Source organism: Rhizobium leguminosarum, assembly GCF_010668065.1.
In the GTDB taxonomy this organism is placed as follows: domain Bacteria; phylum Pseudomonadota; class Alphaproteobacteria; order Rhizobiales; family Rhizobiaceae; genus Rhizobium; species Rhizobium leguminosarum_S.
Map to the genome: position 1 here is coordinate 180,212 of NZ_WUEN01000002.1, position 17,174 is coordinate 197,385.

Sequence of the window (17,174 nt, forward strand, 5' to 3'; positions counted from 1 at the left end):
CAATCCTAGTCGATATCGTTGGAAACGGCGATGAGTTTGTCGAGGGCGAGCGCGGTGGAGCCACTATCCAGCGACTGCGTGGCCAGAGCCATGCCGTCGCGAATCGTCTCGACCTTGCCGGCGATGACGAGCGAGGCGGCGGCATTGGCGAGCGAGACATCGCGATAGGCATTCTTGGCGCCGCCGAGCACCTCGCGAAGGGCTGCGGCGTTGGCGACACCGTCACCGCCCTTGATATCGGCAAGCACGCAAGGGCTGACGCCGAAATCGGCGGGCGAGAGCTCGAAGGTGCGGATCTTGCCGCCTTCGAGTGCCGCGACTTGTGTGATGCCGGTGGTGGTGATCTCGTCGAGGCCGTCGCCATGGACCACCCAGACGCATTCGGAGCCGAGATCGCGCATGACTTCGGCGAGCGGCACCAGCCATTGCGGCGAGAAGACGCCGAGCAGCTGGCGGCGGACGCCGGCCGGGCTGGAGAGCGGCCCGAGCAGGTTGAAGATCGTGCGTGTGCCGAGCTCAACCCTTGAGGGGCCGACATGGCGCATGGCGGAATGATGCAGCTGCGCGAACATGAAGCCGACGCCGGCTTCCGCGATGCAGCGGGAAATGATCTCGGGACCAACGTCGAGCTTGACGCCGAGTGCGGCCAGATTGTCGGCCGCGCCCGATTTCGAACTCAGCGCCCGGTTGCCGTGCTTGGCGACGGGCACACCGGCGCCGGCGACGATCAGCGCCGCCAGCGTCGATATATTGTAGGTGCCGCTGGCATCGCCGCCGGTGCCGACGATGTCGATCGCATCGGCCGGCGCCTCGACGGTCAGCATTTTCGAGCGCATCGCGGTGACCGCGCCGACAATCTCGTCGACGGTTTCGCCGCGCACGCGCAGCGCCATCAGGAAGCCGCCGATCTGCGAGGGCGTCGCCTGGCCCGACATCAGGATGTCGAAGGCGGCGCGGGCCTCGTCACGCGTCAGCGGCTCGCGGCTTGCGGCCTTGGCCAGGAACGGCTTCAGATCGGTCATAAAATCTCCTAGCGGACCGTCGCCTTTTCAGCGAGCGTCTGGTTGATCTGAGCGCCATACTGCGTCTGCAGCAGGTTGACCATCTGATCGAGAATATCGTCGCCGGCGGCATTGGCCATGGCGGTGATCTGGGCATCGCGGTTGTTCAGCACGTCGCCGGTCGGCTGGGTGTTGACCTCGGTGACCTTCAGCAGGATCTGCGTCGAGGGATCGGCGCCGACAGCACTCGCGACCGTGTCGACCGGGCCGGAGAAGGCGGCGGTGACGCCAGCGCGGCCGAGGACTGCGTCATCGGTGGAGCGGGTGACACCGCTCTTGCTTTCGACGGCGATGCCGAGCGGCGTCGCGATATCGGCAAGCGCCGTGCCCTTGGCCGCTTCGGCCTTCAATTCACCGGCCTTCTTGGCGAGCTCGGCCTTCTGCTGCTCCGCCGTCCAGTCCTCGACGGCCTTTTCGCGCACTTCGGTGACCGGGCGGTCGCGGTCCGGCGTGATTTCGCGGACGTTGAACCAGACATAGCCGTCATTGCCTATCGGGAGCGGTGGCGCATCGACGCCGACCTCGGTCTTGAAAGCTTCGCCGAGCAGCTGCTGCCTGGCTGGGATATCCTTGACCTCTTGGCCATCCTTGTCGGCGCCGGTCATATCGACGGCATCGACAGTCACGGCCTTGAGATTCAACTGGCCGGCAATATCCTCGAGCGTCGAACCGCCAGCGCGCAGGTCCTCGATGCGGTCGTGAACGTTGATCACTTCCTGGGAGGCGTTGGAGAGCGCCAGCTGCTTGCGGATATCCTCCTTCACCTCGTCGAAATTCTTCGTCGTTTCCGACTTGATGTTGGTGACGCGCAGGATGACGGCTCCGAAGGAGCCATCGACGACTGGCGTCGTCCCGCCATCCCGCGAAACCGCGAAGGCTGCATCGGCAACGGCCTGGTCGGGAACCTTGTCCTTGGTGAACTCGCCGAGCAGCACGTCGCTTGCCGTCTTGCCCTGGTCGGAGACCAGCTGATCGAACGTGGTGCCGCTCTTCAGCGCCGTTTCGGCGGCAGCGGCGAGATCCTTGCTGGCGAAGGTCAGCTGTTCGATGGTGCGGCTTTCCGGCGTGCGATAGGTATCCTTGCTCTTGTCGAAGGCTTCGTGGATCTGGTCGTCGGTGACGGTTGCGGCATCGGCAATATCGCCAGGCTGCAGCTTGAGATAGACGAGCTTGCGGTATTCGGGCGCCCGGTAGCGCTGCTTGACACCTTCGAACCACGTCGCCAGCACGTCGTCGGCAGGCGCCTTGATCGGCTCGATATTGGCATTGGTGAGCAGCAGGTATTCGATACTGCGGCTTTCGTCACCATAGAGCTTCAGGGCGTCGACCAGCGTCTTCGGTGCGGTGAAGCCGTTGGAAATGGCATCGACCACCTGGCTGCGGACAGCAACCTTGCTGCGCTCCTTGATGTAATCGTCCTGACGGATGCCGGCATTTTGCAGGCGCGAGATGAAGAGCTCGCGGTCGAACCGGCCATTGACGGCCTTGAAAGCCGGATCGTCAGCGATAAGCTGGGCGAGGCGATCTTCGGAAAGGCCGAGGTTCATGTCTTCGGCGAGCTGGTCGAGCGAGGCGCCGGCGACGAGCTGGGCGAGCACCTGCTGCTCGACGCCGAAGGCGCGGGCCTGCTCGGGGGTGAGGCGCGTGCCGAACTGCTGGCTGAGGTTTGCCACCTGGCGCTGATAGGCGAGGTGGAATTCGTTGACGTCCACATGCTGATCGCCGACGGTCACGACCGTGGTGCTGTTGCCGCCTGACAGCAGCTCATGCGACACGCCCCAGACGCCGAAGGACGCGACGAGCAGAAGCAGGAGGAGCTTGGCAACCCAGGTCTGAGCAGCTCTTCTCAGGATATGGAACATAGAAACGCAAACCTCGCAGTATCATTGACCCGCGCGCGGGCGGACATTCGACGTTCCTTAAAACAAACCCGACAGGAAATGAAGGGTTTGTCGCGCGAAAAGCTGCACAAGGCGGCCGCTCAGCCGCGGCGGCTTTGCGGCGAACAAAAGATCGGTTGCGGCGGAACCTTTCGGGCCGCCATTTCGTTGAAGCGGCATCCCATGAAACAGGAGCAGACCATGGCAGAATTGAAAACCGCTTCCGCCGAATCCACCGCTGCGCGCGTCAAGGCTGATATAGCAGCAGACGATCTGTCGGCGCAGGTCGCAGCCCTTCGCAACGATCTCTCCCGACTGACGGAAAGCGTGGTCGCGCTGGGGCAGGGGGCGAAGTCGGCGGTGACCGACGAGGCTTCGGTGATGACGGAACGGCTGCGCGACAAGGTACGCGAAGAACCGCTCGTGGCACTCGCCGTGACGGCAGGCATTGCCTACGTGTTCGGCCTGCTCAGCCGTCGCTGAACGGAATCTAGAATGAAGAAAAGCCGGGCGCTATGAACGCCCGGCTTTTAGTGTTTGCATCCGTCAGCAAAAGGAACCGGCCAGCTAACGCCACCGGGCTCAGCTGGCGCGACCAAGTCAGCGGCGGATGACGCGCCCGATCGCGATCAAGATGCAGGCACCAACGAAACCGGTGATCAGATAACCCAGCCAACCGGCGAGCGGCTGGATGTGCAAAAGACCCAGGATCCAGTTGGCGACGATAGCGCCGATGATGCCGAGCAATATGTTCATAAGCAGGCTCATGCTGCTGCGCATGGCCTTTTCCGCCAGCCATCCGGCGACACCGCCGATAATGATGGCTGCAATCCAACCCACGCCTGCGCTTTCCATGGTTATCTCCCTCCTGGCAAAACGAGTCACAGAATGCACGAAACGAAACGAAGTTCCACTCCTAGTTACTGAGATTGCTTTGCGGGTTCAGCAACTTATGTGACTCACGGCTGCAGCAGGGTGACCGGAGAGTGCACCGCGTAGGCGACGATCTGGAACAGGAGGCCGGCAATGGCAAGCAATGCGAAGCCAAAAGGCATAATCAAGCTTTTGCTAAACATCTTTTCTCTCCCGTTTGCGTAAAGCATAAGCGGAAGCGGGCGGAGCGCAACAATATTGTTAACAGATAGTTAAGTATGGCAATTAGTTAAAATTTAATACGTTCGCGGACGTCGTAATACTTTCGGATGTCAAAACATTTATTTTTGCAGCCTTGCCGTGCTTGCTGACGGATCATTCTACTTTCGCTCCAGACCTTCCACTCTCTGCCGGCTCCTCGCCTTTTTCGCGAGATGCTTTAGACGCAGCGGCAGCTGGAGATGCAGTTCTCTCTGGATCGCAGACACGCGGCCGCAGAACGGGCCGGCGCTGTCGCGCGCCTTCGGGCAATCCGCCGTCGCGGGCGATCAGGTCCGGTGGACGATCAGCATAAAGACGAGGAAAGACGCTGTTGCGACCGTCGCGGCGAAGGCAAGCTCATAATCCATGTCGTTAACCCGGTTTGGATGGCTCCCCTAAACGCCGATCCGCGTCAGGGAGTTCCAAACCGCCAGTCGCGCTTATCGCCTGCCGATTGATTTTGCCGAGGAGTGTATCATTTTCCCTAGAACAGGATGATTTTAGGCCCAGTCGACCTAAAATCTGAATCCTGTTCTAAATTAAGAGTTAGAGCATGATGCCAAAAACCGCTCACACTTTTCGCGATTATGCTCTGAATCGCCATTCAACCAAGGGGACCACTTGATGCCAAAAGCTGCAATCGCCATCGCCTGCATCGGCTTGCTGACACTTTCCGGCTGCGGCAATACCGCATACGGGCTGAAGAAGGATGGACAGGAAGCAAGCCATGCAATGGACAATGCAACACATCGGGTGCTTTCGGCCGGCGCCAAGAAGTGATGCAGGCGATGGAATAAAAAAGCCCGCCTGGGGTGAGGCGGGCTTAGGACTAACAGGGAGAATGGACGGATAGACTCCGCCTCAACTAATAAAGCATTTTCTTAAGCGCATGACGTTACGTCATTCGACGTAACGGCGACCGGCAACGACCGATGCGGCCATGATTCGCTATCGAATCGGAGATATCCGGATCGAATCAGAAGTTGCCCCAGTTCTGAGCACGGGCACGAGCGCGAATAATCCGGTATTCGCGACCGCCATAGAGCGAGCCGATTGTCAGCAGAAGCGTCAGAACGTCCCAGATGATATGCATGTTATCCTCTTAGGTTGGACGGCCCTGCCGTCGATCGGTGAAGATACAATAGCAATCTTTCGAACGTGCTTATATGACAAGAAATCAGGATGAGCGGGAAAGCCGGCAGGGCGCTTCCGCAGAGGAGAGGCGGCGTTACCGCCTTGGAGCAGCAAAGTGAACAGATTCGACGGCGGCTTATGACGATTTTCTCCGTCCGCCACATCACGTCCTATCGTTACGTCAGGGACGTAGATTTCGGCGAGCATCGTTTGATGTTCCGGCCGCGCGACAGTTTCGACCAGCGGCTGATGGAGGCGTCGTTGACGATCTATCCTGAGGAAAGTCATGTGCGCTGGATCCACGATGTTTTCGGCAATTGCGTGGCGCTCGTCGATTTTTCGAGGCCGGCGTCCGAACTCCGTTTCGAAACCTGGATCACGCTCGATCATACGCCCCAGGTCGCCCTGGATCTCAAGGTCGACGACGCGGCCCTGACCTATCCATTCTCCTACGACAAGGATGAGATCGCCGATCTGACACCGGCGATGCAGCGCCACTATCCCGACCCGAGCGACGAGGTCGGACGCTGGGCGCGCCAATTCGTGCGCCAGGGGCGCCCGACGGAGACCGGGCATCTGCTGATGACGCTCTGTTACGCCATCCGCGAAAGCTTCGTCTATGCGCGGCGCCAGGAACATGGAACGCAGACGCCGGTACAGACCTTGCAGCTTCGCTCCGGCACCTGCCGGGATTTCGCGCTTCTGATGATGGAGGCGGCACGCATCCTCGGCCTCGCGGCGCGATTCGTCACGGGCTATGTCTATGTTCCCGACCGGGACGGTTCCACCGTGCTCGGCGGCGGTTCCACGCATGCGTGGTGCCAGATCTATCTTCCAGGCGCCGGCTGGACGGAGTTCGATCCGACCAACGGCATCGTCGGCAACCGCGATCTCATTCGTGTCGCGGTTGCCCGCGATCCGCGCCAGGCAGTCCCGTTGAGCGGCAGCTATGATGGGGATGGGAAGGATTTCGACAGCATGACGGTGCAGGTCAACGTCACCACGAGGTAATCTCGACTACCTCCGAGGTAATCTTGGATGACTCCGAGCCGGCCGCGCAGTGAGAGTCCCGCGGCCACGGAACCGGGTAGCGCGATCAACGTTCCATACTCACCTCCACTGATGCGTGGACGCGACAAGGAAGCGACAATGAAGATACGCGCCGGGTTTCATCTGGGCTATGAATGCACGCAGCCAACGCCGATGCTGCTCGTCCTCAATATCCATCCCTCCCGTCGCGCCGATCTTCTCAGCGATCAGACCCTGACATTCGACCGGCCGATCGAGGCCTGGAGCTATACCGACGTGTTCGGCAATGCCTGCAGCCGGATCGTCGCTCCGCCGGGGCTGACGACGATCTCAACGGAATTCGAGATCTACGACAGCGGCCAACCCGACATCGTTCCCGACGATGCCGTTCAGCACGCGATCAATGACCTGCCGGACGATGTGCTGGTCTTCCTGCTCGGCAGCCGTTACTGCGACACCGACAGGCTTGCGGATTTCGCCTGGGCCAGGTTCTCGTCGACGCCGCTCGGCTGGGCGCGCGTCCAGGCGATCTGCGATTTCGTCCATGACCACATCACCTTCGACTACCTGAAGGCCGACGTGCTGAGGACCGCGCATGGCGGCTTCACCGACAAGGCGGGCGTTTGCCGCGACTTTGCCCATCTCGCCATCGCACTTTGCCGATGCATGAATATCCCGGCACGATATTGCACCGGCTATCTCGGCGATATCGGCGTTCCGATCGATCCCAATCCGATGGATTTCAGCGCCTGGTTCGAGGTCTTTCTCGGCGGCCACTGGCATACGGTCGACGCCCGCCACAACACGCCGCGCATCGGACGGATCCTGATGGGGACCGGCCGCGACGCCACCGACGTCGCCATGTCGACGGCCTTCGGTCCGGCAACGCTCTCCCGTTTCGAGGTGATCACCGAGGAAGTGCCGCAGGAGGCGGTGAAAGCCGATTGATCCAGGGGCCGGCCTTACTTGCATCGCCACCCAGCATCGCGCGCGAGGCAGATCCTATGCCTTCTTCAAAAACTCGGTTTTCAGCACGAGGCCTTTGACCTGCTTGGTGCTGCACTCGATCTCGCCTGGATTGTCCGTCAGGCGAATGCCCTTGACCAACGTTCCACGCTTTAGCGTCTCCGAGGTTCCCTTGACCTTGAGGTCCTTGATCAGCGTCACGGAATCGCCGTCGTGAAGCTGGCTTCCGTTGCTGTCCTTTACAATGATGTCAGTCATAATGTCCCCGCTTGGTGATCCCGGACGGGAAATCATGGCGACGCAGGATAGTCAATACGAACGGATCAATCGACCTGACCTCAGATCCGACGCGGCCCTTCAATCATCTCGCGCGCAGGCGTCCCGAACGCAGCCGCGCAGCCAGCGATGCGCGGGATCGGCATCCATCCTGGGGTGCCAGAGCAATGACACCGTGATCTCGGGCGTCGAGACGGGGAGGGGAAAACTGTGCATTCCCGCGCGCAAGGCTCCGGTGTGCCGTTCGGGCACGCTGGCGATCAGATCGGAGGTTCGGGCGAGCGCCAGTGCCGTGGAAAAGCCGCTGACGATGGTGGCGATCTGCCGTTCCAGCCCGAGCGCATTCAAGGCGTCATCGATCGGTCCCTTCTCGAGGCCGCGCCGCGAGACGTAGATGTGCTGGCCGCCGGCATAAAGGGAGGGCGTCATCTCGCGCTCGCAAAGCGGATGTCCCAAGCGCACGACGCCGATGAAACGATCGCGGAACAAGGCCTGCGCCCGCACCTCCGGCCCGGTCGTCCCGCCGACGACGCCGGTTTCCAGATCGACGGTCCCGTCGCGAAGCGGGGCGCTGTCCTTGTCCGGTTTCTGCACGAAGCGCAGCCGCACGCCGGGCGCTTGCCGGACGAGGCGGGCGATGAGATCGGGTCCGAAGCTCTCGGCAAAGCCTTCGCTGGTGCGCAGCGTGAACGTCCGGACCAGCTGTTCAAGATCGAGCGCCTCGGCAGGACGCAGGACCGCCTGCGCGTCCTCGACAATCCGGCCGACCCGCTCGCGCAGTTCGAGCGCGCGCGGCGTGGGAACGAGGCCGCGGCCGGCCCGCACCAGCAACGGATCGCCGGTCGTTTCGCGCAGTCGTGCTAAGGCCCGGCTCATCGCCGACGGGCTGAGCCGCAGCCTTTGCGCCGCACGCGCAACGCTGCCCTCGGCAAGCAGCACATCGAGGGTGACTAGCAGGTTGAGATCGGGTGTCGACATGCGTCAGCTATAACACGGCTTCATCCTGATGTGGCGTCAAATGCATGAATAAAGTGCAAATCATGCGCCTTCCGCCATATCAAGCAGAGGACTAGGTTTTCATCAGTTCCATTCGGGGAACTAAGAGAAAACGGAGTTCACGGGGTGAAATCGATCATTGCAGAGCGAAGCGGGGCCATCGCCGAACGGGCACCCTCCGCACGATGGGCGCTTGCCAGTATTTCCCTCTCGATGCTGCTGCCGTCACTCGGCACCAGCATTGCCAATGTCGGCCTGCCGAGCCTGGCGCAGGCGTTCGATGCCGCCTTCCAGGATGTGCAGTGGATCGTTCTCGCCTATCTCCTTGCCATCACCACCCTGATTGTCAGCGTCGGACGGCTCGGCGACATCATCGGCCGACGCCGGCTGCTGCTCATCGGCATCCTGCTCTTCACGCTGGCCTCGATCCTCTGCGGCGTCGCGCCGACGTTATGGCTGATGATTGCCGCGCGCGCTGTGCAGGGCCTGGGTGCGGCCATAATGATGGCGCTCACCATGGCCTTTGTCGGCGAAATCGTGCCGAAGGAAAGAACCGGGAGCGCCATGGGGCTGCTCGGAACGATGTCGGCGATCGGCACCGCTCTTGGGCCCTCGCTCGGCGGCCTGCTGATCGCCGGGCTCGGCTGGCCGGCAATCTTTCTCGTCAACGTGCCGGTCGGCGTTCTGACCTTCGTTCTCGCCTATCGCCATCTGCCCGCCGATATCAGCAAGGGGAAGACGGATCGGAAGGACTTCGACATGGCGGGCACACTGCTGCTTGCGTTGACGCTTTCGGCCTATGCGCTGGCGATGACGATTGGGCACGGCCGCTCTGGCCTATTGAACATCGCTCTGCTCTCGGCCGCCGTCTTCGGCACCGGTTTGTTCGTCTTCGCCGAGGCGAGAGCGGCATCGCCGCTGATCCAGTTGACGGTGTTCCGCAATCGCGTTCTCACCGCCAGCCTAGCGATGAACGTGCTGGTGTCGACTGTGATGATGGCGACGCTGGTAGTCGCGCCGTTCTACCTCTCCCATGCGCTCGGGCTCAATCAAGCTCTCGTCGGCATCGTCATGTCGATCGGTCCCATCATCTCCATCTTGAGCGGTGTCCCGGCCGGCCGGCTGGTGGACCGTCTGGACGCGCCATTCGTGGTTGTCGCAGGGCTCGTTGCCATGGCGGCAGCCTCCGTCGCCATGGCCGTGCTTTCCGGGATATCAGGCTACATCGCCGCCATCGCCATGCTGACACCCGGCTATCAGCTGTTCCAGGCGGCCAACAACACCGCCGTCATGGCGGATGTCCGCTCCGAGCAGCGGGGCGTCATCTCGGGCATGCTCAACCTGTCGCGCAATCTCGGGCTGATTGCCGGCGCATCCGTGATGGGCGCCGTCTTCGCGTTCTCTTCGGGAACATCCGATGTCACTGCGGCGCATCCCGAGGCCATTGCTTCAGGCATGCGGATGACCTTCGCCGTTGCGACAGTGCTGGTTGTCGTCGCGCTCGCCATCGCGGCCGGGACTTACTGCCGCCGAGCGCTCGGGAAGAGTTGAGTCAGGCACTGATCGGCGCAAGTGAACCCCAGACCAAGGTCCGATCCATCCCGGACTTCGTGCCCATAGCAACTTGCCATCGATGCAATAGGTTGCTTCGGCATGCGTGGAGGTGCTCGGAGTTTTGCTGTGACTAAAATGATCGTTGCGGGGATGATACTGGCGCCGCTCATCTTCTGGGGTTCTATTGGCGTCCTGATATACGCGTACTTCTCGTGAGGGCTGTCAGGCGAAACATCGACATCGCCGAGCCCGTATTTCGAAACATTCTGCGCCTTGACGATACCGGCCTCGATGGCGCCGAAGAGGTTCCGGGCTGCCGCCTGACCGCCCACATATCAGGATCAGTTCGAGTGGCCACGGAAGATCGCAACGGCCGCAGTGACGAGCGCGGCATTGTCGTTGGCAATCGTCCCATCCGGGAGGTGCTTGCCATCTTCCAGGCCGATACGGGTGGAGTAGCGCCGCTCGCGCGCCAACCTGACGAAGGGCCAGACGGTGTCGTCGAAACCGTGCAGAAGAATGGGCCGATTGACCCGGCTATCCCTGAGCACCTTGATAATGCCGTCCGCGATATCGTATGCGTGTTGCGGATCCTGTTCGTCATCGAGCTCGATGAGCACGCGAAAGACCCGCTCATGATCATCGAGGCCGATGTAGCGCTCCGCATCGGCGACCGATGCCAGCCCGACTTCAATGCCGACACCCTTCTGCCGCAGCAGCTGCATGACGCCGGGGCCATCGTCTTCGGAGAGGTTCACCGAGGCATAATCCGGCAGGACATCCCATCGGCGGATGGCTTCCCGCGTTTTCTCCCGATCACCTTCGATCCAGGCGCCCGTGGACACGCCGATCAGCGTTCCCGGGCAGATACGGCGGATCGCGCCGACAGTCTCGTCGACGGCGGCAAGGCTCTCCTTGCCATCGGCTCCGCGCGGATGAACGTGGAGCTCCGCAGCGCCGGCAGCAACCGAAGCCGTGGCATCACGCACCAAGGTATCGATCGTCAGGGGAAGGAGGGGATGGAAATCGCTCGGACGTGCGCCGTTGATGCAAGCTTGAACGATCATAAAAGGAGCCTCGCGCTTGTTGGGCCGCTTAAGACGCCGGGTATACCAAATTGGAAACCTGAAGACCTAGGGTGCTGCTGACAAAGTCATTTCCCTTGCCGTTGCAGCCCCAATAATATCATCTCAGTCGAGATAGGCGACTGCTGATCTCCTACAGGATCAAGCTGCGCGCACGCCGACCACAGGACGGCCACGTGATCTCGTGGCAGCGACGTGACGTCAATCTGCCGCCCGACCCCATTCTTAAGTTAATGGCGGTCGCGTCCTGCTGCTGCCTGTATATCATCTCATCGTCGACGCAAAGGAGGAGGGTGAAACTCATCTATTGCCCTCAGGGAAGGCCAACCTTCCTGCCGAGCCGCATCGGCGGCGGGACCAACACAATAGGCCGGCGCGACCACCACCCGCGACCACACCAGCGGCGCGCCGGCCGGTGTTTTCTGGGATGCTCGCAGACGTTCATCGGAGGTTAATGCTTGTTAACCCAGAATCGCAGCCTGAAAGGATGCGCCGATGAAGATGCTTTTTTCCTCACTTGCAGCCATGATCTTGTCTGCATCTTTCGCCCTGCCGCTGAACGCCGCGCCGATCGTCGTGCCGAACGCAGTACATATGCATACCCCCGACGTCGAGCAGGTCAAACACCGTCGCCACGGTAATGGACATGCGTATGGCCACCGGAAGAAACACCGGTACGCTTACCGCGACTGTCGGTATTACGGCTCGTGCTATCGTCCGCGGTATTACGGCAGTCGCGACTATTACGGCTATCGCGACCGTTACCCCGATCGTCGTCGGTCAGGTGTGACCGTGTATTTTGATTTTTAGCCGACATTGCCACGGAAACCAACCTTGGTGCTCAGCAAATGCGCCGCCGGCCTCACCTGCCGGCGGTTTTCATACCAGAAGCGGGGTTATGACAAGCGTGCAATTCTCGGGCGGAAAGCGGAAAATTGTGCAATAAAATCAATATAGGATGGCGGAAGAGGTGGGATTCGAACCCACGGTACGGTTTCCCGCACGCCGGTTTTCAAGACCGGTTCCTTAAACCACTCGGACACTCTTCCATCTGATTGAAAAGGTTGAGACATCAATATGCTGTCGATGTCTACGAACCGGCCATTGCTACCGATTTGCGACCCAATCACTCAATGGCTGGCTTTTTAGCAGCTTTGATAGCAGCGTCAACGTGCTCTGCAGCATTTGCCAGCATCTTCGCCATGACGTGCGACTAGCTCGAGAGAGCCGACCTTCAGCTGTTCTTCAGCCTGCGCGAGCCGGTAGAGGTTCCGGCGCAAGGACGCTGGAGGTCAACCCGACGCTACTGAACAACTCAACCCTGTTGCGACCCTTGTTTTTGGCAATGTAGAGCGCCTGATCTGCACGCTTCTGGACGTCTTGTTCGGTTAGACCCGCTTCCCAAAGTGCCACACCTGCACTGACGGAAGGTGTGACCTGATTTCCTTCGAAGACAAGGCTCAGGGCGTGGACAGCCTCGCGTATCTGCTCAGCGAGCGCAAAGGCAGAGGCTGCCGTTTGGCCGCGAAAAAAGAGGCTGAACTCCTCGCCGCCCAACCGACCTAACACGCAGGAAGAGGGGGCACTCCGAGCAATCGTCCGAGCAACATTTATGAGAACGACATCACCTTTGTCGTGTCCGTACATATCGTTAACACGCTTGAAAAAGTCGATATCGATGAGGACGAATGCGTCCCCGGGGCCGAGGATTTTCGGAAGGGAATTGAAGAAATGCTGCCGGTTGGGAATGCCGGTCAGCATATCGGTATTTGCAAGTCTGATAAGCTTTTCTTCGGCTCTTTCCTGCACGAGGACGAGCACGAACAGAGCCACTGCGAAATGACAGATGATCAGCAGAAAGAAAGCGTAGCGCGGGGGAAGAGGCGCATCGTTTGGAAAGATGAAACCAACGACGACCAAAGCCGAGAGAGACGTCGCCACCCATGTTGAAGCGGAAAGGCCGAGCCGCGCGGTAAGACGCTCGTGGAAGAAGTCGCGGGCGATCACGAAACCTGACACGGCAAGCAGAATGGTGGCGTTGCCATTGAACACGGATGCTCTCAATCCATTGTTCAAATACCATGGCGTGATAGCCGCACTCAGCATCAGGATGACGGGCAGGAGCAACGGCCACCAGTCTCGTAGAGAATTCTGACGCCGGCTGAGGCCGAAAAGCCCAACTGTCATCAGCCCGTAACCATTGGCGCCCAGCGAAAAACTCCAGAACGTCCTGGCATTGTCGGACATGTGAAGGCTCTCGTCCCACCCTGCCAGCGTTGAGGCGATCGCGAGCAAAGTAAAACCCACGGCAAGTACGCCGAGCCCCGGCGTCGCTCCGGAACGCCATCTCACATAGAAGAAGCAGATCGCTCCGACGATGAACGAAGACTTGTGTAGAAGAAGGACTGTCGCAAGATCCATTGCCGGAACCCGATGTGAGATGAGAAGCGGGGTCCGAATAGCTGCTAAAATCTACTTTTCGATGAACGCCGCGCGACCTTCTGACGGCGGAACTCGCTGTTCTTCCGGAGACTGCCGACCGAGACCGTTGGGAGCCCGTTCCATACATTGGAAATGACTCGCGTTCTCCCCGGCTTGAGCGTTAACTGTGTTGTTCTGGCGGAGGAAACAAACCATGGCCATGTATCTCACGCGCTTCAGCTACACGCCCGAGACCTGGGCGCGGATGATCGAAAACCCCGAGGATCGCCGAGAGGCGGCACGTAGTTACATTGAATCCGTGGGCGGAAAGCTGCATGGGTTCTGGTACGCCTTCGGCGAGCATGATGGTTGGAACCTGTGGGAGGCGCCTGATAACGTGTCGATGGCGGCTGTCGCACTTGCGATCGGCGCAGGAGGCGCGCTCAGTTCCATGGAGACCACTGTCCTCCTCAGCGTCGAGGATACGATCGAAGCCTTGGAAAAGGCGAAGTCGATTCGGTATCGCCCCCCGGCAGCGTAGGCGCGGCCCACTGCTTCCCATCCATGTCGAAGATGAGCGCTTTGCGCTTCTCGTTCCGGCGCAAACTTTCTGTGAATTGCGCCGGAGACATGACAGACTTAACTTCCGTCAGATCCAAGGCCCTTCAGACCGTTGAGCTGGTTCATGTTCTCGCCGAGAGATCGAACCGCCTCCATCGTCGCTGCGAGCGCTGACATCAGGATTGCGATGTCATTGTCGTTATCCAGCTGGGAAAGCGCGCGAGATCTGGCGTGCAACTGCTGGCTGATCGTGTCGAGCTGCATAATGGTTTCATCGTTCATGGTGATCCTCCAAAGGTCTAAACCTTCAAAGCTCGTGGCGGACAATTCGTTCCCATACAGACGGAAGCGCCGCCCCGCTGCGGCGCATCAAATACGCGCGGGCCGTGTTTCAATATGGAGCTTTGGGGGCGTCCGGAAGCGCCCGGATGTTCACCATATGCCCCGCATCGGCACGTTGATTTCTGGCCTCATTGCGGCGATGGAATGGCAGGCGGGGAGGGCTCGCGTTAGTGATTCATAAACCATAATCATTAGAATTGTCGCTATCGCCGCGAAATTGTTCGTAAAATTGCCACGAACTTAGCAAGATTAAAGCCTCGTTAGGCGGGCGGGAATAAGGCGCTATTGCCCCAGGGTGGGGCAGGGTTCCTTAACCATAGCGATCTTTGAGCGGCGTGGGGCATATGAAACTGGATTACGGGGCGGCGTCTTTCGCAACGGCAGCACGGTGGCTGGCGATCTCGGCAATGTGTGCGACGGTTGCGGCTTGCGGCACGACGCAGGCGGTGCCGAAGAAAAAATCCCACGGCAAAGAATATTTCTCCGAATCCGAATATGGCGTGAAGGCGAGCCCGCGGGTCGCCACCGGCAACAATATCCCGAAGGGCGGCGGCCGCTACATCGTCGGCAACGCTTACGAGGTGAAGGGCAAGTGGTATTATCCGAAGGAGGATTTTGCTTATAACAAGGTCGGCGTCGCCTCCTGGTATGGCTCTGCCTTTCATGGGCGCCTGACGGCGAACGGCGAAGTCTACGACCAGATGCATCTTTCCGCCGCACATCCGACCTTCCCGCTGCCGAGCTATGCGCGCGTCACCAATCTCGAAAGTGGTTCCTCCGTGATCGTGCGCGTCAATGATCGCGGCCCCTATCACGAAGGCCGCATCATCGATCTTTCCAACAAGACGGCCGACATGCTGGACCTGCAGCACAGCGGCACCGGCAAGGTGCGCGTGCAATATGTCGGCCGCGCCCGCATGGACGGCCACGACATGCCCTATCTGATGGCCTCCTACGCGCCGAAGGGCAGCCGCATTCCCGGCGTCAATCCGGAAGGCCAGATCGCAACCGGCGTGATGGTCGCCTCCAACAGCCGAAAGATCACCCGCGACCAGCTGCAGAGTTCGGAAGACTACGAAACGCCGGCCAACGTGCCGGTGCCAAGGGCGGCCACCTCCTATGCCGGCTCGACGCCGAGCGCCCGCAACAATGCGGCAGCCGCCGCAGCACCCGCTCTGGCACCGGCTGCCCATGTTCTGGTGGCGCCATCGGCACCGACCTTCAACAACGGCGCGCAGGCGATGGACCAGATGGTCGTGCTGCCGGAGATCGGTCCGATGCCCTACGAGCGGCCCCAGAATTCGCTGGCGCTCGGCTACCAGAACGAAGAGGTGAAGACGGTGACCGTCGATCTCGCCTTCGACGCGGTGATGGTGCGCAATGACGGGCTGACCCAACAGTCCATCCTTGCCTCCGCCAAGCGCCAGCAGGCAAAGTTCGCCGCCCGCTGAGCATGGCATTGCATCGGATTCCCCCTCGCTCTAACCTCCCGACATACGCCGCTCCATAAGTGGAAATTGCGATGCTGAAGCCCGCGCTTCGCCTGCTTGCATGCCTGATGCCGTTCGCCACCGGAGCCCTTGCAGCCGATGGCGGTGCCGCCGGTTTCGCCACCAAGGCGGCGCAGGGCTATATGATCGAGGCGACCACCGGCACGGTGCTTCTTGCCAAGAACGAGGATCAGGGCTTTTCGCCGGCCTCGCTCGCCAAGCTGATGACGATGGACCTCGTTTTCGAGGCGCTGACCAAGGGCCAGATCACGCTCGATACCGAATATCCCGTTTCCGAATATGCCTGGCGGACGGGCGGCGCGCCGTCACGGACGGCAACGATGTTTGCCAGCCTGAAATCACGCGTGCGCGTCGAGGACCTGATCAAGGGTGTCGCCATCCAGGGCGCCAATGACAGCTGCATCATCCTCGCCGAGGGCATGGCCGGAAGCGAACAGCAATTTGCCGTGTCGATGACGCGGCGCGCCCGCGAGCTCGGCATGGAGAAGGCCGAATTCGGCAATTCCACCGGCCTTCCCGATGGCAAGAGCAAAGTGACGGCACGCGAGATGGTGACGCTCGCCGCCGCCCTTCAGCAGACCTATCCGAACCTCTATCCCTATTTCGCGCAGCCGGATTTCGAGTGGAACAAGATTTTCCAGCGCAACCGCAACCCGCTGCTCGGGCTCGATCTCGGCGCCGATGGGCTGGCGACCGGCTTTACCGAGGGCGAGGGCTATTCGATCGTCGCTTCGGTTCAGCGCGACGGCAGGCGGCTGTTTCTGGCGCTTGCCGGCATCGCCTCCGACAAGGAGCGGACGGAGGAAGCCAAGCGGGTGCTCGAATGGGGACTGACGGCCTTCGAGAGCCGGCAGATCTTCGGCGAGAAGGAAGTGATTGGTGCTGCCAGCGTCTATGGCGGCACGGCGCGCACCGTCGATCTCGTCGCCAAGGCGCCGGTCAGCGTCTATATTCCGATCAGCAATCCCGACCGCCTGTCGGCGCGCATCATCTATCGCTGGCCGCTGACGGCGCCGGTCAAGCCGGATACCCGGGCAGGCACGCTCAGGATTTTCGCCGGCAGCCGGCTACTTAGGGAAGTGCCGCTTTATACCGTGGAGGCGGTCGGCGAGGGCTCGCTCAGCAGCCGGGCGGTCGACGCCATGCTGGAACTCGGCGAATCGCTGTTCTTCTCCTGGCTCTGGGACAAGCCAGCGCCCGTCTGACGAGCTGTTTCCAATGCAA

17 protein-coding genes and 1 tRNA gene are annotated in these 17,174 nt (G+C 60.7%); 9 read left to right on the forward strand and 9 right to left on the reverse strand.

All coding sequences use genetic code 11. From position 1 onward, the window contains the following. Window positions 1-5: 5 nt before the first annotated feature. Window positions 6-1,022: an anthranilate phosphoribosyltransferase gene (gene trpD / locus GR198_RS05445; protein WP_164067745.1), complete on the reverse strand. Its 1,017-nt coding sequence runs from the start codon at window positions 1,020-1,022 to the stop codon at window positions 6-8. 8 nt (window positions 1,023-1,030) lie between these two features. Then, window positions 1,031-2,923, reverse strand: a complete 1,893-nt coding sequence (locus GR198_RS05450; RefSeq protein ID WP_164067747.1) for a peptidylprolyl isomerase — start codon at window positions 2,921-2,923, stop codon at window positions 1,031-1,033. A gap of 219 nt (window positions 2,924-3,142) precedes the next feature. Between GR198_RS05450 and GR198_RS05455 the strand changes: the two genes are divergently transcribed. Next, window positions 3,143-3,424 carry a hypothetical protein gene (locus GR198_RS05455; protein ID WP_003539806.1) on the forward strand — a complete coding sequence of 94 codons (282 nt, stop codon included), beginning with the start codon at window positions 3,143-3,145 and terminating at the stop codon, window positions 3,422-3,424. Window positions 3,425-3,541: 117 nt separating this feature from the next. On the opposite strand, the gene GR198_RS05460 is transcribed toward GR198_RS05455, so the two are convergent. Beyond that, window positions 3,542-3,796, reverse strand: a complete 255-nt coding sequence (locus GR198_RS05460; RefSeq protein WP_003539804.1) for a GlsB/YeaQ/YmgE family stress response membrane protein — start codon at window positions 3,794-3,796, stop codon at window positions 3,542-3,544. A gap of 903 nt (window positions 3,797-4,699) precedes the next feature. On the opposite strand from GR198_RS05460, the gene GR198_RS05465 reads away from it, so the two are divergent. From GR198_RS05465 to GR198_RS05475, 3 genes are all read left to right on the forward strand, one after another. Beyond that, window positions 4,700-4,855, forward strand: coding sequence for a hypothetical protein (locus GR198_RS05465; RefSeq protein ID WP_003539802.1), 156 nt, complete (start codon window positions 4,700-4,702; stop codon window positions 4,853-4,855). A gap of 492 nt (window positions 4,856-5,347) precedes the next feature. After that, on the forward strand, window positions 5,348-6,220 hold the full coding sequence (locus GR198_RS05470; RefSeq protein WP_029874145.1) for a transglutaminase family protein: 873 nt from the start codon (window positions 5,348-5,350) through the stop codon (window positions 6,218-6,220). 138 nt (window positions 6,221-6,358) lie between these two features. Next, the gene (locus GR198_RS05475; protein WP_011652049.1) at window positions 6,359-7,186 is read left to right on the forward strand and encodes a transglutaminase-like domain-containing protein; all 828 of its coding nucleotides are present in this window, start codon (window positions 6,359-6,361) and stop codon (window positions 7,184-7,186) included. A gap of 54 nt (window positions 7,187-7,240) precedes the next feature. On the opposite strand, the gene GR198_RS05480 is transcribed toward GR198_RS05475, so the two are convergent. Next, window positions 7,241-7,462 (reverse strand): alkylphosphonate utilization protein, encoded by a 222-nt coding sequence (locus tag GR198_RS05480; RefSeq protein WP_020050017.1) that lies wholly within the window; start codon window positions 7,460-7,462, stop codon window positions 7,241-7,243. 99 nt (window positions 7,463-7,561) lie between these two features. Continuing rightward, window positions 7,562-8,458 (reverse strand): LysR family transcriptional regulator, encoded by an 897-nt coding sequence (locus GR198_RS05485; protein WP_164067748.1) that lies wholly within the window; start codon window positions 8,456-8,458, stop codon window positions 7,562-7,564. Window positions 8,459-8,602: 144 nt separating this feature from the next. On the opposite strand from GR198_RS05485, the gene GR198_RS05490 reads away from it, so the two are divergent. Further along, on the forward strand, window positions 8,603-10,027 hold the full coding sequence (locus GR198_RS05490) for an MFS transporter (protein ID WP_164067751.1): 1,425 nt from the start codon (window positions 8,603-8,605) through the stop codon (window positions 10,025-10,027). Window positions 10,028-10,371: 344 nt separating this feature from the next. Here the strand turns inward: GR198_RS05490 and GR198_RS05495 are convergent, their stop codons facing one another. Next, entirely contained in the window at window positions 10,372-11,097 is a 726-nt protein-coding gene (locus GR198_RS05495; protein WP_164052014.1) for a 3-keto-5-aminohexanoate cleavage protein, read from the reverse strand. A gap of 513 nt (window positions 11,098-11,610) precedes the next feature. Between GR198_RS05495 and GR198_RS05500 the strand changes: the two genes are divergently transcribed. Further along, window positions 11,611-11,925, forward strand: a complete 315-nt coding sequence (locus GR198_RS05500; protein ID WP_025394612.1) for a hypothetical protein — start codon at window positions 11,611-11,613, stop codon at window positions 11,923-11,925. A 149-nt stretch (window positions 11,926-12,074) separates the two neighbouring features. Here GR198_RS05500 and GR198_RS05505 read toward each other — a convergent pair. Together GR198_RS05505 and GR198_RS05510 are read right to left on the reverse strand one after the other, a co-directional pair. Then, window positions 12,075-12,164 (reverse strand) — tRNA-Ser (locus tag GR198_RS05505). 196 nt (window positions 12,165-12,360) lie between these two features. Beyond that, window positions 12,361-13,536, reverse strand: coding sequence for a GGDEF domain-containing protein (locus GR198_RS05510; RefSeq protein WP_164067753.1), 1,176 nt, complete (start codon window positions 13,534-13,536; stop codon window positions 12,361-12,363). A gap of 214 nt (window positions 13,537-13,750) precedes the next feature. Between GR198_RS05510 and GR198_RS05515 the strand changes: the two genes are divergently transcribed. Beyond that, window positions 13,751-14,077: a GYD domain-containing protein gene (locus GR198_RS05515; protein ID WP_011652042.1), complete on the forward strand. Its 327-nt coding sequence runs from the start codon at window positions 13,751-13,753 to the stop codon at window positions 14,075-14,077. A 98-nt stretch (window positions 14,078-14,175) separates the two neighbouring features. Here the strand turns inward: GR198_RS05515 and GR198_RS05520 are convergent, their stop codons facing one another. Next, a complete protein-coding gene (locus tag GR198_RS05520) occupies window positions 14,176-14,379 on the reverse strand; it encodes a hypothetical protein (protein ID WP_164067755.1) in 204 nt (67 codons plus the stop codon). A gap of 404 nt (window positions 14,380-14,783) precedes the next feature. Here GR198_RS05520 and GR198_RS05525 point away from each other — a divergent pair, with 404 nt between their 5' ends. Then, window positions 14,784-15,890 (forward strand): septal ring lytic transglycosylase RlpA family protein, encoded by a 1,107-nt coding sequence (locus GR198_RS05525; RefSeq protein WP_164067757.1) that lies wholly within the window; start codon window positions 14,784-14,786, stop codon window positions 15,888-15,890. Window positions 15,891-15,961: 71 nt separating this feature from the next. Then, window positions 15,962-17,155: a D-alanyl-D-alanine carboxypeptidase family protein gene (locus tag GR198_RS05530; RefSeq protein ID WP_164067759.1), complete on the forward strand. Its 1,194-nt coding sequence runs from the start codon at window positions 15,962-15,964 to the stop codon at window positions 17,153-17,155. Window positions 17,156-17,174: the final 19 nt, after the last annotated feature.